Origin of the sequence: Methylacidimicrobium sp. AP8 (genome assembly GCF_903064525.1) — a bacterium.
In the GTDB taxonomy this organism is placed as follows: domain Bacteria; phylum Verrucomicrobiota; class Verrucomicrobiia; order Methylacidiphilales; family Methylacidiphilaceae; genus Methylacidimicrobium.
The window spans coordinates 2,120,309-2,135,066 of sequence record NZ_LR797830.1 but is presented as its reverse complement, the minus strand read 5'-3'; the positions used below and the strand labels follow the sequence as shown (position 1 = coordinate 2,135,066).

At 61.8% G+C, this 14,758-nt stretch carries 11 protein-coding genes; 7 read left to right on the top strand and 4 right to left on the bottom strand.

The genetic code is table 11. The annotated features are described in order from the left end of the window. The first annotated feature begins 57 nt into the window (after positions 1-57). From MTHMO_RS09945 to MTHMO_RS09935, 3 genes are all read left to right on the top strand, one after another. Complete coding sequence (locus MTHMO_RS09945) at positions 58-1,083, top strand: glycosyltransferase family 9 protein (RefSeq protein WP_202214630.1); 1,026 nt, start codon at positions 58-60, stop codon at positions 1,081-1,083. An 80-nt stretch (positions 1,084-1,163) separates the two neighbouring features. After that, positions 1,164-1,988 (top strand): homing endonuclease associated repeat-containing protein, encoded by an 825-nt coding sequence (locus MTHMO_RS09940; RefSeq protein WP_202214629.1) that lies wholly within the window; start codon positions 1,164-1,166, stop codon positions 1,986-1,988. 223 nt (positions 1,989-2,211) lie between these two features. Further along, positions 2,212-3,180: a transporter substrate-binding domain-containing protein gene (locus MTHMO_RS09935; protein ID WP_202214628.1), complete on the top strand. Its 969-nt coding sequence runs from the start codon at positions 2,212-2,214 to the stop codon at positions 3,178-3,180. Between the two features lie 33 nt (positions 3,181-3,213). Here MTHMO_RS09935 and MTHMO_RS09930 read toward each other — a convergent pair whose 3' ends face one another. Next, positions 3,214-3,540, bottom strand: a complete 327-nt coding sequence (locus MTHMO_RS09930; RefSeq protein ID WP_202214627.1) for a hypothetical protein — start codon at positions 3,538-3,540, stop codon at positions 3,214-3,216. Positions 3,541-3,749: 209 nt separating this feature from the next. On the opposite strand from MTHMO_RS09930, the gene MTHMO_RS09925 reads away from it, so the two are divergent. From MTHMO_RS09925 to MTHMO_RS09910, 4 genes are read left to right on the top strand one after another with little or no spacing between them, the layout of a single operon-like run. Beyond that, positions 3,750-6,938, top strand: coding sequence for an efflux RND transporter permease subunit (locus MTHMO_RS09925; protein WP_202214626.1), 3,189 nt, complete (start codon positions 3,750-3,752; stop codon positions 6,936-6,938). Further along, positions 6,935-8,320 (top strand): efflux RND transporter periplasmic adaptor subunit, encoded by a 1,386-nt coding sequence (locus tag MTHMO_RS09920; RefSeq protein WP_237394893.1) that lies wholly within the window; start codon positions 6,935-6,937, stop codon positions 8,318-8,320. The genes MTHMO_RS09925 and MTHMO_RS09920 overlap by 4 nt, the downstream gene beginning before the upstream one ends. Next, the gene (locus tag MTHMO_RS09915; protein ID WP_202214625.1) at positions 8,307-8,648 is read left to right on the top strand and encodes a hypothetical protein; all 342 of its coding nucleotides are present in this window, start codon (positions 8,307-8,309) and stop codon (positions 8,646-8,648) included. The genes MTHMO_RS09920 and MTHMO_RS09915 overlap by 14 nt, the downstream gene beginning before the upstream one ends. 14 nt (positions 8,649-8,662) lie before the next feature. Continuing rightward, on the top strand, positions 8,663-9,643 hold the full coding sequence (locus MTHMO_RS09910) for a 2-dehydropantoate 2-reductase (RefSeq protein WP_202214624.1): 981 nt from the start codon (positions 8,663-8,665) through the stop codon (positions 9,641-9,643). Here the strand turns inward: MTHMO_RS09910 and MTHMO_RS09905 are convergent. From MTHMO_RS09905 to hisD, 3 genes are read right to left on the bottom strand one after another with little or no spacing between them, the layout of a single operon-like run. After that, on the bottom strand, positions 9,630-12,140 hold the full coding sequence (locus MTHMO_RS09905; RefSeq protein WP_202214623.1) for an ATP-dependent Clp protease ATP-binding subunit: 2,511 nt from the start codon (positions 12,138-12,140) through the stop codon (positions 9,630-9,632). The two genes, MTHMO_RS09910 and MTHMO_RS09905, sit on opposite strands and share 14 nt — an antisense overlap. A 17-nt stretch (positions 12,141-12,157) precedes the next feature. Then, entirely contained in the window at positions 12,158-13,264 is a 1,107-nt protein-coding gene (locus tag MTHMO_RS09900; RefSeq protein WP_202214622.1) for a protein arginine kinase, read from the bottom strand. Between the two features lies 1 nt (position 13,265). Then, positions 13,266-14,603, bottom strand: coding sequence for a histidinol dehydrogenase (gene hisD / locus MTHMO_RS09895; RefSeq protein ID WP_237394892.1), 1,338 nt, complete (start codon positions 14,601-14,603; stop codon positions 13,266-13,268). Positions 14,604-14,758: the final 155 nt, after the last annotated feature.

Here is a 14,758-nt window from a genome sequence, read left to right as displayed (position 1 = left end):
GCTGGCTCTCTATAGAGTTTGAGAACATATGTCAAGCTCGCACCTCGGGCTGGAAGGATGAATGACGGGCGGAGCGAGCTTCGGGTGGGACGGCTTGGGGACGATGAGTTCTCTCCGAAGAAGATCCTGATCCTCAAGTTCAGTTCGCTCGGGGACGTCGTCCAAGCGCTTCCGGTGGCCTCCGGCCTGCGGCGCCGATGGCCATCGGCCGAAATCCATTGGATGGCTTTCGCTCCGTACCGAGAGCTGTTCACGGACCACCCGGCGATCGACCGCTTTGTCGAGTTTCCCCGGCGGCGAAGCACGCCGTCCCGGCTCCTCCTCGATCTCGCGCACTGCCTCGCGAGCGTCCGGAGAGAGCGGTACGATTTGCTTATCGATCTTCAAGGGCTTTTGCGCAGCGGCATTCTCTGTCTCTTGAGCGGGGCGAAGCGGCGGATCGGCCCGTGGAACGGACGGGAGGGTTCGATTCTGGTGTATCGTGAGCGGGTCATGCCTCCTCCGCCGCCAGCCCAGGAGCGGTACCTCGCTTTCCTCCGCTACTTGGGGGTCCCTGAGGGACCCGTGGATTATGGACTGGATGCCGGATCGCTGCCGATGTCCGGATTGCCGAGCGGGCGCTACGTGGTATTGCATCCGTACGCGCGGTGGAGGACAAAGCTCTGGCCCTGGCGCTATTATGGAGAACTGGCGCGATCCGTTCCGGATCTTTGCTTCGTGGTGATGGGGGTAGGGCCCTGGTTCCCCTTGGAGGCGAAAAACGTGGTCGACTTGCGCGGCTCCCTTCCCATGCGGCAGATGATGGCGATCCTGGGCCATGCGAAGGCGGTGGTGGGCCCCGATTCCGGTCCCGCTCACTTGGCGGCGGCTCTCGGGGTGCCTACCCTGATTCTCTTCGGTCCGACCGACTGGCGGGAATCCGCGGCGGTGGGAAGGCAGGTGCGCGTGCTCTCCGCAGCCGCCCGTTGCTCGCCGTGCTGGCGAACCCGATGCCTGCAGCAGAGGCCCGTCGGCTGCCTTGCGGAAATTCGGCCCGCTTTGGTCCGAGAGGAGCTGCGGGCGATTTGCGGGGACCCCTTCTAAATGGCACGCGGGCTGCTTTCATTAGGAAAGATAATTGACAAGGACCGCACTAGGCGCTATTTTTGTATTTTAAAGCAATCATGAAAACCAGCGAAGCTCCGGTTAGGAAGACGAATCGGGAGTGGAGGGAAGAGATTCTCCTGCGCGAGATCCGCGCTTGGCGCCAACAAGGGCGGCCGCTCTACTCCCACTACATGCGCCGGCACTATCAAGAGCTTCTTGCCGCGGGGATCCGCTACTTCGGTAGCTGGGAGAAGGCCGTGGAAGCCGCCGGGATTCCGTATGCGGAAGTGCGTCGCTACCAACGGTGGTCCAAGGAGACCATCGTGGAAAAGATCCGTGCGCTCCACGCGCAGGGGACCGACCTTTCCTTTCGGGCTTTGATGTTGAGCCCGTACGCTCCCATGGTTTACGCGGCCATTCGTCCGGTCTACTTCGGGAGTTGGAAGAACGCCCTTCTGGCCGCCGGGCTCGCCCCCGCCGACATCTACCGGTATCGGTCCTGGAAGGATGCGGATATCCTGCGGGAGATCCGTCGACTGCACGCCGAGTCCGCGGACTTGAGCTCCAAGCACATGGACGAGCATGCCAACTCCTTGATCGCCACGGCGAGGCGGCGGTTCGGCTCCTGGGCTGCGGCCGTGGAGCGAGCCGGGCTCGACTATGCAAAGATTCGCAAGCGGAAACGGTGGACCGAGGCCGAGGTCCTCGATCGGATCCGTGCCTTGCACAGGCAAGGGGTACCCTTGACGAGCACAGAGGTTCGGAATCGGGAGCCCGCCCTCTTTGCCGCCGCGTGCAAGCGGCGCTTTTTCGGCAGCTGGCGGCAGGCGGTCCAAGCGGCCTTGGGCGGGTCGGAGACGGCGGGCCGGGATTGCGAGACGACCGGCAGCCGCGGCCGGTGACAAGGGCGGACCGGTCGGCCGCGCCCTTCGGGCCGCGTGGAAACGAGAAGAAAGGGCTTCGGGCATTGCGAGCCGCGTGACGCGCAAACAAGACCGCGCTTGGCGAAACGCCCTTTGGCTGCTCGGCGCGGCAGCGATCGCCGGGTGGAGTTTTCCTGCGGCGACCCTTGCGCAGACAACCGCTCCTTCCCCTCTCAACCGTTCTAAAGTTCTACGCGTCGGGGTGAGCGAGGATCCACCGTTTGCCGAACGTGACTCCCTGGGGGAATGGCAGGGCTATGCCATCGACCTATGGCGGGAGATCGCGGGCGATCTCGGTTTGGCCTATCGCTTGGTCGAAATCACCGGCGGTTCCGGCGCGATGCTCGCGGCCCTGCGGGAAGGCCGAGTGGACGTCGTCGCGCTGGGCGTGGCCGTGACGCCCGAATATGCCCGCGAGATTTCCTATAGTTACCCGTATTACCCTTCCGCGCTGGCGCTGGCCTTCCGCTCGGAGCGGACGAGCACCGCGTGGGCGGTGGTCCATTTTCTGCTCAGCCGGGAGTTCGTTTACGTGATGGCCGGGCTCCTCCTGGCTACCCTGCTCGCGGGGATCCTGATCTGGTTGGTCGAGCGGAAAGACAACCCTGATCATTTCGGCGGAAAGACGATCCACGGCATCGGCAGCGCCTTCTGGTGGGCGGTCGTGACAATGACCACGATCGGATACGGGGACAAAGTGCCGCGCACCCCGAGAGGGAGGGCGATCGCCATGGTCTGGATGTTCGTGGGCGTGGTCCTGGTTTCCTGCTTTACCGCTTGGGTAACCGCAGCCGTCGCCGTGGAGAAGGTGAGCAACCAGTCGTTGCAGCACCGGAGATTGGAAGATCTCCGCCTGGGGTGCGTCCGCGGCGACATAGGAGAGCAGTTCCTGGCCGCCGAGAAGGTGCACGCGCTCTCCTTTCCCACCTATCCGGATTGCCTCGCCGCGCTGGTCGCCGGAAAGATCGATGCCGCCGTCATGCGCGAGCCCACGCTGCGCTACTTGGTGCGAAGGGCCTATGCGGGGGAGATTGAAATCGTGCCGCAGCCGCTGCAACGCATCGACTACGCCTTTGCGCTTCCCCGGGGCAGCCCCTTGCGGGAGGCAATCAACGAGGAGATCATCCGCCGGATCGGGCAATTGCACTATCGCGTTGGCCACGGACTATGATCGCGATCGCCGGAGTGGGGTTTCGAAAACCGGCTAAAAGAGCGGGATGAAGGCCAGCACGACCAGGGCGAGGAGGGCATTCACGGCGACCCCGATCAGGGGAGTAGCCTTGGGGGATTTTTCTCGGCTCAAGGCTAGGCCGCCTACGAGAACTCCGGAAGCATTGAGCATGAAGCCCGTCACGGCGCAGAGGCCAAGAAATTCGGAAGTCAACTCCGTTTGGCTGTCGGTCGAGCGGAGGATCAGGTTGAGGAAGCCGACGGCAATCCAAAAGAAGACCCCTCCTACAGCTAAGGCAATGGATAGACGGCCGCCGATCGGGCTCAGCTTTTCCGCGGCTTGCGGCAATTGAATACCCATGGCATCAAAATATACTGAGGGATCGATCTTGCGAAAAGGGAAAAAGGAGCAAACGCTCTGAATTTCCGGCGCGCGGCGGATCGGCGGCGACTTGACAAAGGCGGAGGGCCGACGCTTGAATGCGTCGGTCGACGGCGTCTTCGGAGGATCGGCCTAACTCCTCGCCGCCTAGCGCGGCCTTCAGCGGCTTCGAGGAAGCAACTCTAGCTATGATGGCGCTTGTCCGGTTGGCATTGCGCAAGCCCTATACCGTAGGGGTGATGGCGGCGCTCATCTTCGTCCTGGGCTTGCTGACCATCGCGACGACGCCGACCGACATTTTCCCGGAGATCGACATCCCCGTGGTCAACGTCGTCTGGTTCTACCAGGGCATGACCCCGGAGGACATGACCAACTACATCACCACCTTCAGCGAGTTCACGTTGACGCAATACGTCGACAACGTGCAAAGGGTGGAATCCCGCACGCTCTACGGGCTCAACGTCATACGAATGTACTTTCAGCCGGGGACCAGCATCGATGCGGCTCTGGCGGAGACGGTGGGCATCTGCCAGACCATCATCAAGCGGATGCCTTTGGGGACCACCCCCCCGTATGTGCTCCGCTATTCGGCCTCGGAGGTTCCGGTCATCCAGGTGGCCGTGAGCGGCAAGACCAAGTCCGCCGCGGAGCTTTTTGACTACTCCTGGTATGTCCTCCGGAGGGATCTGGCCACCATTCGCGGATCGACCTGGCCTCCGCCCTGGGGAGGAACTCCGCGGTTCATCATGGTCGATACCGATCCCAATCAGCTTTTGGCCAGGGGGATGACCGCGGACGGCGTCATGAGGTCGCTGAGCGATCAGAACATCGATCTCCCCTCAGGGGACATCAAGATCGGGGAATACGACTATCTGGTCAGCGTCAATAACGTTCCGAAGAAGGTGGACGATCTCAATAACTTTCCGATCCAGAAGGTCAACGGGCAGATCGTCTACCTCCACGACATCGGCCATGCGCGCGACGGGGGTGCCGTTCAGTGGAATGTCGCCCATGTCAATGGCATCCCCGCAGTCATCCTCCCCATGCTCAAGAACGGCATGGCGTCGACCCTCCAGCTCGTCGGGGATCTCCGAAAGCTCCTCCCCAAGTCCTTGGCCGCCGCCCCCGAAGGGATCGACATCCGCACGATCTTCGATCAGTCAATCTTCGTCCGCGAATCGGTGCAGGGGGTCGTGAAGGAAGGGCTGATCGCCGCGACGCTCACCGGAATCATGATCCTGATCTTTCTGGGCAGTTGGCGCAGCACCCTGATCGTCCTCACCTCGATCCCCCTCTGCATCCTGGTCGCCCTCTTCATCTTGAGCCGGATGGGCTACACCATCAACATCATGACCCTGGGCGGCCTGTCGCTCGCGGTCGGAGTGCTGGTCGACGATGCGACCGTGGAGGTGGAGAACATCCATCGGAACCACGGGCTCGGGAAGCCGCTGATCCAGGCGATTCTCGACGGTGCCGCACAGATCGCCAATGCGGCGTTCATGGCGACTCTCTCCATCTGCATCGTTTTCACCTCCGTGATCTTCCTCGAGGGTCCGCCCAAGTTCCTCTTCACGCCGATGGCCTTGGGGGTGGTCTTTGCGATGCTCTTCTCCTACTTCCTGTCCCGGACGCTTGTCCCGACGATGGCTGACATGCTGATCAGCGCGGAGGAAGCGGAGAAACATCGCCGGTCGGCCGAAGGAAAACCTCCGAGCCGGTTTCAGCGCTTCCATCAGAAGTTCGAGCAAGGCTTCGAGGCTTTCCGCGACCGTTTCGGCGAGCTCTTGCGCTTGGCGCTCCACCATCGTGCCGCGGTTTTCGTCCTCTTCGGGATCCTGGTTGGGATGACCGGTCTCGTCCTACCCGTAGTCGGGCGGGATTTCTTCCCATCGGTCGATGCGGGCAAGTTCCGGCTGCACGTCTTCACGCCACCGGGAACCCGCATCGAGAGGACGCAGCGGATCTTCGGCCAGATCGAGCGCTACATCCGCAGCGTCATCCCCGTGGAAGAGACCGACTCGGTCGTCGACAACATGGGAATCCCGTTTTTCTATCCGGCGGCCCTCGCCTACAGCGACACGATCAACGAAGGGACTTTCGATGGAGAGATTCTCGTGTCCCTCAAGGAGGATCATCGTCCGACGGCCTATTACGTGAAGAAGTTGCGGGAGGAGCTGCCGCTGAAATTTCCCGGCTGCCGCTTCTTCTTCCAAGCGGCGGACATGGTCAACCAGATCCTGAACTTTGGTTCGGCCGCTCCCATCGACATCCAGGTCGAGGGGAAAAACGAGAAACTCGTCACCGACGTGGCGCAAAAGATTGAAAGGAGGATTCGCAAGATCCCGGGAGCGGTGGACGCGATCGTCTATCAAATGCGGCAACCCTATCTGCACATCGAGGTTGACCGGATTCGGGCGCTCGACCTGGGGATGACCCAAAAGCAGGTCGCCGACAACGTGCTCAACCACTTAAGCTCCAGCTATGTCGTGGCTCCCAATTACTGGGCGGACCCGGAGACGACCATCAACTACCCGCTCGTCGTGCAGAGTCCGCAGTTCAAGCTCGATTCCCGGAACTGGCTGATGAACCTCAACGTAGGCTATCCATCGGAAGAGATCTATTCCCGCTTGCTGACGACCCATCTCGAGCCGCAGCTCATCAGCAATCTCATAGAGCTGCGCCGGACCAGGAAGGCAGCGGTCATCAGCCACTACAACATGAAGCCGCTCAAGAACGTCTTCGTGAACATCCAGGGACGGGACTTGGGTGGAGTTGCCGGCGACGTGCAAAAGGTCGTCGACGACTTCAGCAAAAAGCTTCCTCCGGGATACGATATCCATGTGCGGGGGCAGGCCCAGAGCATGAACAGCGCGTTCCTCCGGCTGGGCTTAGGAACGGTCTTTGCAATCGCGATGGTCTATTTCTTGCTTGTCGTGAATTTTCAGGGATGGCTCGACCCTTTCATCATTCTGACCGCGCTGCCCGTTGGAGCCTGCGGGATCGTCTGGATGCTCTACTTGACGGGAACGACCTTCAATGTCCCCTCGCTCATGGGCACGATCATGACGGTCGGGGTGGCGACCTCGAACAGCATCCTGCTGATCACCTTCGCGAACGAGGAGATGCGCAATGGGAACGACGCGACCACGGCGGCTTGGCTGGCGGGAAAGATTCGGCTCCGGCCGGTGATAATGACGGCGGGAGCGATGATCCTGGGGATGCTGCCCATGTCCTTGGGGTTGGGTGAGGGAGGAGAGCAAAACGCGCCCTTGGGAAGAGCGGTTATCGGCGGCTTGCTTTTCGCTACGGTCGGCACCTTGTTCGTGGTGCCGGTGATTTATTCCCTCATTCGCGGGCGTCCGGAGAGAAAGGAATGAATATGCCCGAAGGTTTCGAGCCGGTCGAAAACGGAAGCGGCCTTGTCCAGGGGGGGCAGGAGACGCCGCAATACCCGGACAAGCGATGGAGCCGGGCCCATCAGGGTGCAGACGGGGTGATCGAGCCGCCGTCGGCGCCGGAAGTCGCTCCGGAGGAGGTCGGCTTCACCGGCAAGTCGTGCGGCAAGCTTCCGAAGGGGAGGGGGATTTATCGCTTTGCGGTTCTTTTCGGCGGAGCCTTGCTCGCGTTGTTCCTGATCGGGTTGATTCCAAGATTGTTCAATAAGATCGCGCTCCATCGGGCGATGCTCGCAGGGGAAAAGATCGCCGTGTCGGTGACGTTGCCGGAGAAGCCGAAGCCCCTGACCGATCTTCTCCTGCCCGGGACCGCGAGGGGCTACTACGAGACGCCTATCTGGGCACGGGTCAACGGCTACATCAAGAACTGGTGGGTCGATATCGGCGAGCGAGTCAAGGAGGGACAGCTGATGGCGGAGATCGATGCGCCCGATATCGACAAGTCGGTCGAAGCATACGAAGGCGCCCTCCACTCCGCGGAAGCGAACCTTGTCATCGCGCGGATTACGCTTGACCGATGGAAGGGGCTCATCCTGACGCGGGCGGTCTCCCAGCAGGCTCTCGACGAAAAGCAGGCGATGTATGACGCCGCTCTTGCTCGGGTGAACGCGGCGCGCGGGCAACTTCAGCACTACGAGCAGCTGAAGTCGTTCGAGAAGATCCTAGCCCCGTTCACGGGGATCGTCACGGCCCGCAACATCGACGTGGGCACCCTGGTGTCCTTGGGAAGCGAGAAGGGCGTGCATGAACTGTATCGGGTGGCCGTCAACGACCTGATGCGCGTGTATGTCGCCGTTCCGCAGAACTACGTGCCGCAAATTCAGGTAGGGAGTTGGGCCGACGTGACCGCCTCCGAGTTGCCGGGCGTCGTCTACCACGGGATCGTGGTGCGGACGGCCCAGGCGGTTGATCCTCTCTCGCGGACGCTCCTCACGGAGGTCGATGTCGGCAATCCGGACGGAAGGATCGTCGTGAACATGTATGTTGACGTCATCTTCCACCTTCCGACCGCGAGCACGCTTTTGCTGGTGCCCGTCAATTCGGTCGTCTACCGATCGGATGGAAACTTCCTGCTCGTCGTCGACAAGGATTCGAAGGTTCGTTTTCGAAAGGTGGAGCTCGGCCATGATCTCGGCAATCAGATGGAGATCACCGCAGGCCTGAGACCGGATGAACGGGTCATCCTTAACCCTCCGGACTCGCTAGAGGACGGTGACCCGGTCGTGGTCGCGGCCGACCTCTCGAAGGCGGCAGACGAAAAATCGAAAAAGAAGGGAGGGCACGAAGATCGTGGCGCTCGGTGAGGCTACTAGTCATGGGACGAAGGCGGTCGGGGAGGGAGGCGGCGTTCGGAAGGCGGACGAGCGTGTTGCCTTTTTTAGCCTGGAATCGCCGGGGAGAAGCTGGGTATTCCCCTACGGACGGATTCTCTTTGCGCATGCGGATACCGAAGGACATGTCTTCTTTATGCGGACCATCAGCCACGATCTCTGGGTGAGGGGTCAGAAGCTCGGACAGTTGATTACGCTCTTTCAACGGGAGATGGTTGCCGATATTCGGCCGGGAAGCAACGAGTGGGGGATCGTCGAGGAGATCGAAGTCAACGAGAATCCGGCGGGGATGTTTCAGTAGGATCGGCTTGTCAGATGTCGGAGCCCATCGGAAGCGGCCGCCGTCGTCCGGTGAGGATCGGAATCGTGGGGTCAGGCGCGGTAGGCTCCTATTATGGCGCTCGGCTGGCCCGGACGGGTTGCGACGTCGCCTTTCTCCTGCGCAGTGATTGGGAGGCGGTGATCGGGCGGGGGCTTTGGATTGAGGACTATCCCAAGGAAGCTTTTCGTCTCCACCCGGTGCAGGGATTCCGCCGGAGCGAGGAGATGGGGTCGTGTGACCTTGTCATCATCGCTCTCAAGGCGACCGCGCGGGATGCGCTGCGGGCCCTCCTGCCCCCGCTTCTCGGCCCGGGGACAGCCCTGCTGGCTTTTCAGAACGGTTTAGGAAACGAGGAGTGGCTGGCACAGGAGTTCCCCGGCCGTCCGATTCTGGGCGGAATCGTCTTCGCCTGCCTGACAAGGATAGCGCCCGGAAAGGTCAGAAACAGCGCCTTCGGCAGGATCGAGTTGGGGGGGTACTCTGGGGTGACCGAAGCACTCCTGCGGGAGGTTGGTGGACTTTTTGAACAGGCTGGCGTCCCCTGTACGCGTGTCGAGAACCTCGAGGCCGCCCGTTGGCGCAAGCTTGCGTGGAACATCCCGTTCAATGGCGTCTCGGTGGCCGTCGGAGGATATGACGTCGCAGAGATCCTGCGCGATGCGCAATTGCGTCTCCTCGTAGTCGGCCTTATGGAAGAGGTCGCGGATATTGCCGAAAAACGCGGACTTCCGTTTCCGCAAGATTGGATAGAGCGGATGATGGCCGAAACCGCTCGGATGGGACCGTACCGGCCCTCGACACTCCTCGACTTTCTCGCCGGCCGGCCGATCGAAGTGGAGGCGATCTGGGGGGAGCCCCTGCGCCGGGGGGCCGCTGTTGGTGCGCGTACCCCCCGATTGCAGACGCTCTACGCGCTCCTCCGTTCCCTAGGCCGTCATCCGGCGAAGAGACTCGCCCGCCCTACGCCGTGGTAGCCGGGGACGTCTCGGAGGGTTCGTTCTCCGCACCTTCGGGCGTAAAAATCAACGCTCCTTCGCGAAGATCGACGGCGACCGTCTTGGCACCCACGAAGCGCCCGCGGAGAATTTCTTCGGCCAGCGGGTGCTCGACATATTTCTCCACCGCGCGCCGCAGCGGCCGAGCGCCGTAGGTCGGATCGTAGCCCTTTTCGATCAGGAAATCGGTTGCCGCCGGCGTGAGCTTGAGGGCCAGCTTACGGCTCTTCAAGCGGGAAGTAACCTTCTCCACCTCGAGAGCAACAATCTTGACCATGTCTTCCCGGTTAAGCGGGCGGAAGACAACCAGCTCGTCCACTCGGTTGAGGAACTCGGGCTTGAAAGTCCTCTTGGCCGAGTCGATCATCCGATCCTTCATCTGACCGTATCCGGCCTCGTCGCGCTTGGCGGTGAAGCCGAGCACCCCATGCTTGAGACCGGATTCGACTCCGACATTAGAGGTCATGATGATGATGGTGTTCCGGAAGTCGATCTTGCGGCCGAGGCTGTCGGTCAAGATGCCGTCTTCCAAAATCTGGAGGAGAAGATTCCAGACGTCGGGATGCGCCTTTTCGATTTCGTCGAAAAGGACGACGCTGTACGGGCGGCGCCGCACCTTTTCGGAGAGCTGTCCGCCCTCCTCGTAGCCCACATATCCCGGCGGAGCCCCCACGAGCCGGGAGACGTTGAACTTCTCCATATACTCGCTCATGTCGAGCTGGATGAGTGCGTCGGCGCTCCCGAAGACATGCTCGGCCAACGTCTTGGCGAGCATAGTCTTGCCGACCCCCGTGGGTCCGAGGAAGATGAAGGAGCCGATCGGCCGCTTGGGATCCTTAAGATCGGCCCGGGATCGCTGCAGCGCGCGAGCCAAAGCGTCGATCGCCTCATCCTGACCGATGACGCGGGCTTTGAGCTCCTCGGCGATCCGAAGGAATCGGTCCTGGTCCCGTTCCGTGATGCGGGAGATCGGAATTCCGGTCGATTTTGCCACCACCTGCATCATGTCATCCTCGGTGATGACGATCTCCTTCTCGTCGCGATTCTGCCGCCATTCGGCCAGCACGCGCTCCAGTCGCTCCTTGCTCTCGCGCTCCTTGTCCCGCAGTGCCGCGGCCTTCTCGAAGTCCTGGAGCTTGATGCACTCATCCTTCTGGCTGCGCACCGCCGCCAGCTCCGCTTCGAGCTCCTTCACGTTGGGAGGTCTCATGGTCGCGGCGATCCGTGCGCGGGCTCCCGCCTCATCCATGACGTCGATCGCTTTGTCCGGGAGAAATCGCCCCGTCAAGTAGCGTTCAGAGAGCTCGACGGCGGCTTCGATGGCTGCATCGGTAAAGCGGGCTTTGTGGTGCGCCTCGTATTTTGCCTTGAGCCCATGCAGAATCTGCACCGTCTCCTCGCGAGAGGGAGCCTCGACAAGCACGGTCTGGAAGCGCCGCTCGAGCGCGGCATCCTTCTCGATGTACTTCCGGTACTCCGCCAAGGTCGTCGCTCCGATGCACTGGAGCTCGCCTCGGGAGAGAGCCGGCTTGATGATGTTCGAGGCATCCATCGCGCCTTCCGCGGAACCAGCTCCGACGATCGTATGCAGCTCGTCGATGAAGAGAATGACGTTCTTGCTGCGGCGAATCTCCTCCATCACGGCCTTGATTCGCTCCTCGAACTGCCCGCGGTATTTGGTCCCGGCCACCATAAGGGCCAGATCCAGGGTGATGACCCTCTTATCCCGCAGCATCTCCGGAACGTTGTCGGCCGCGATCTCCTGTGCCAATCCTTCCACGATCGCCGTCTTACCGACGCCCGCCTCTCCGATGAGCACAGGATTGTTTTTCGTTCGGCGGCAGAGAATCTGCATGACCCGCTCGATTTCGTTCTTCCGGCCGATGACGGGATCCAGCTCATGACGGCGCGCCAGCTCGGTCAGGTCCCGCCCGAAGGCCTTGAGCGCCGGTGTCTTGACCTCCTTCTTCGTCCCCGTCTCGGTTCCGCCGGCAAATGCGGGCTCGGACGCTTCCTCTTCGTTGCCCTCCGAGGCGGAGAAATTCGGGTCGAGCTCCTTCAGAATCTCGTTGCGAACCCGCTCGAGATCGATCTCCAGATTCTTGAGAACCCGCGCGGCAACCCCTTCCCCCTCCCGCAGAAGGCCGAGAAGAATATGCTCGGTTCCGACGTAGCTGTGGTTGAGTCCCTTAGCTTCCTTCTGCGCGAGCGCGAGCACCTTCTTGACCCGCGGTGTGTAGGGGATAGGAGTTGTGGGCTTGCCCTCGACTTCCGTGGTCATCTGCTTCTCGAGCTCGGTACGCACCGTTTCCAGCTCGATGCCGAGCTTCTGGAGCACATTAACGGCCACTCCTTGGGACAGTTTGATCAATCCCAGCAGCAGGTGTTCGGTTCCCACGTAGTTGTGGTTGAAGCGCTCCGCTTCCTTTCTGGCCAATGCCAACACCTGCTGTGCTCGCGGAGTAAAGTTTGTCATGGGTCTTCCTCTCTTGTTTAACTATGCAACGGCGTGGAGAGTTGTCCAGTTTCCGGAGGGGGCACGTCCCGAAGGCGCGCTCGGAGAAAGTCCGCACGCAACGCGTCCCGCTCCCCCGTGGACAGCTTTTTTTCTTGGGAAAGTTGCAAATGCGCTGGCTGCGTCTGGATCAGGCATTCCTCATCGACGACCGCCCGGCAGCGATCGGGGAAGAGTCCCATATCGATGCCCAAACGCAGCAAGGAAAGGAGATTGAGGGCTTCCTTGGAAGAAATCGTGTACGCATTGCCAAGGATTCCGTAGGCGCGGCTGACCTGGTCGATGACGAGCCTCGGCCGCTCCTCCATCAGCTTCTGCCGGGCATTCTCCTCGTGCTGGACCACCTGTGCGATCACCTTATGCATCCGCTCGAGGATCTCCTCCTCGCTTTCTCCAAGCGTCATCTGATTCGAAATCTGGAAGAGATTTCCCAACGCCTCGGTCCCCTCCCCGTAGAGACCCCGCACGGCGAGGCCGATCCGGTTGACCGCCTTTATGATCTGGCCGATCTGCTCGCTAAGGACGAGCCCGGGGAGATGCATCATCGCCGACGCCCGCAATCCCGTGCCGACGTTGGTCGGACAGGCGGTGAGGTAGCCCAGCTTGGGGGAAAAGGCGAACTCGAGCTTCTCGTCGAGCTCCGTGTCGGCTTTGTCCGCGATTCGCCAGGCGGCCTTCAACTGGAGTCCCCCTTTGAAGGCTTGAATGCGAAAATGATCTTCCTCATTGATCATCAAGCTGATCGTTCGAGCGCGGTTGACCACGACCCCGCTGCCGGCGTTGCGGCCCGCATGCTCCCGGCTGATCAGATGCTCTTCCACCAGGACCTGTTTTTCCACCGGGGTGAAGTGATCCATCGAGTCGCAAAGAACAGCCTCCTTCATTCCGGTCAATCCCACCGCCGCGGGCAGAGCCAAGGCCAGGACCTTCTCCCGTTCGGCTCTTCTGGCCCAACCGGGGAAGGGGAAACGGCTGAGATTTCGAGCGAGCCGGATGCGGCTCGAGAGAACGATGCGGCTGCCCTGCTCTCCGGCATGGAGCCACTCGCAAGGAAGCTGCAAAAGCGCCTGAATCTGACTCTTCAAATCATCTCACCTTAGCCGAAGGTGGCCGCCCCCGCAAGAAAGGCCCGTTTTCTTTGTGCCGGCCCCTTCCGGCGACACGGACCGAGGCCGACCTTCCATGCGCCGCGAGCCCTTCGATTTCCGCAAACAGAGCGATCTTCGGCTCGACGCGGGCGATCGCCGAGCGCGTGTATTCGACGAGGCTGGTACGGTGGAAGAAGTGGTCCATCCGGAGCCCGTCGAAGGCACGGGCGGATCCGCCGGTGGGCAGAGTATGGCTCGGGCCGGCCAAAAAATCTCCGGCGGCTACCGCTGAGTAGTCTCCCAAGTAGATCGCGCCGCAGTGGCGGACTCGCTTGGCCGCGGATCGGGGATGGCGGACGGCCAGGCTCAGGTGCTCCGGTGCGAACTCTCCGACGAGGTCAAGGGCCTCTTCCAGGGAACGGGTCAGGACGAAGAGCGCGTTGTCGCGCAGGACCGATTCCACCATGCTTCGTCGAGGCAGCGTCTCGATCTCTTCCTCGATGCGGGACAATACCATTTCCAACATCTTTGCGCTTGGGGTGAGAAGAAGAATCCGGCTGGAGCTGCCGTGTTCGGCCTGCGCTAAGAGATCGGCGGCCACGAACTCCGCCCGCGCCCCTTCGTCGGCTACGACCGCGACCTCGCTCGGACCCGGGAGGAGGTCGATCGCGACCAGTCCGAAAAGCTGGCGCTTCGCCTCGACCACATAGGCGTTTCCCGGTCCGAAGATCTTGTCGACTGGACGGATGCTCTCCGTGCCGTAGGCGAGCGCCGCAACCGCTTGAGCCCCGCCCACCGCGTAGACCTCCGTGGCTCCCGCGATGCGAAGCGCATAGTAGAGAACGGGATGAATCGGCGGGGGACTAACCGCCACGATCTCCCGGACTCCGGCCTCCCGGGCGAAAGGGATCGTCATGATGGCCGTGGAGATCAAAGGGGCGGTTCCTCCCGGCACATAGACTCCGATCCGGTCGAGAGGGAGAAAGCGTTCACCGACCCAGGCGCCTTCACGGTTCCGCATCCGCCAGTCCCTCGGCCGCGAAGCACGTGCGAACCGGCGCACGTTGCCGAGCGACCAGCGCAGGGTCTTGCGGACCGGCGCAGCAGGAGGCTCGGGCGCTTCCGTCCGGCAAAGCTCCGAAGGTGTCAAGGCTATGCGGTCGAGCTCTGCAGTGAGCTCGACAAGCGCCTGGTCCCCTTTGGTTTCGACCCGCTGCAAGATAGCGCGAACCCGCTCGGCGAGCCCGGGATTCGGGAAAGTCCGGCGGCGGAGTTCCCGGCGGAGCACGGTAGGATCTTCCCGGTCGCTGCGGAGAACTCGGTAAGGGCTCGTCACAAGTCTCTCTTATAGCAGATCGCACGCCGATCTCCCGCGAAATTTTATCTCCGCCGCGGCAGCCGCACGCCGATCGATCCTCCGGAGGCCGCTCACCCTTTGGCCATCGGGGAGAAAGAACTGGCTTTCCCTTCGAGTCCTGATGTAATGTCAGG

Excerpts from the sequence above, each read along its gene's own strand:
- MTHMO_RS09945 (WP_202214630.1), top strand. The coding sequence starts at position 58 with ATGAATGACGGGCGGAGCGAGCTTCGGGTGGGACGGCTTGGGGACGAT.
- MTHMO_RS09940 (WP_202214629.1), top strand. The coding sequence starts at position 1,164 with ATGAAAACCAGCGAAGCTCCGGTTAGGAAGACGAATCGGGAGTGGAGG.
- MTHMO_RS09930 (WP_202214627.1), bottom strand. The coding sequence starts at position 3,540 with ATGGGTATTCAATTGCCGCAAGCCGCGGAAAAGCTGAGCCCGATCGGC.
- MTHMO_RS09925 (WP_202214626.1), top strand. The coding sequence starts at position 3,750 with ATGATGGCGCTTGTCCGGTTGGCATTGCGCAAGCCCTATACCGTAGGG.
- MTHMO_RS09920 (WP_237394893.1), top strand. The coding sequence starts at position 6,935 with ATGAATATGCCCGAAGGTTTCGAGCCGGTCGAAAACGGAAGCGGCCTT.
- MTHMO_RS09910 (WP_202214624.1), top strand. The coding sequence starts at position 8,663 with ATGTCGGAGCCCATCGGAAGCGGCCGCCGTCGTCCGGTGAGGATCGGA.
- MTHMO_RS09905 (WP_202214623.1), bottom strand. The coding sequence starts at position 12,140 with ATGACAAACTTTACTCCGCGAGCACAGCAGGTGTTGGCATTGGCCAGA.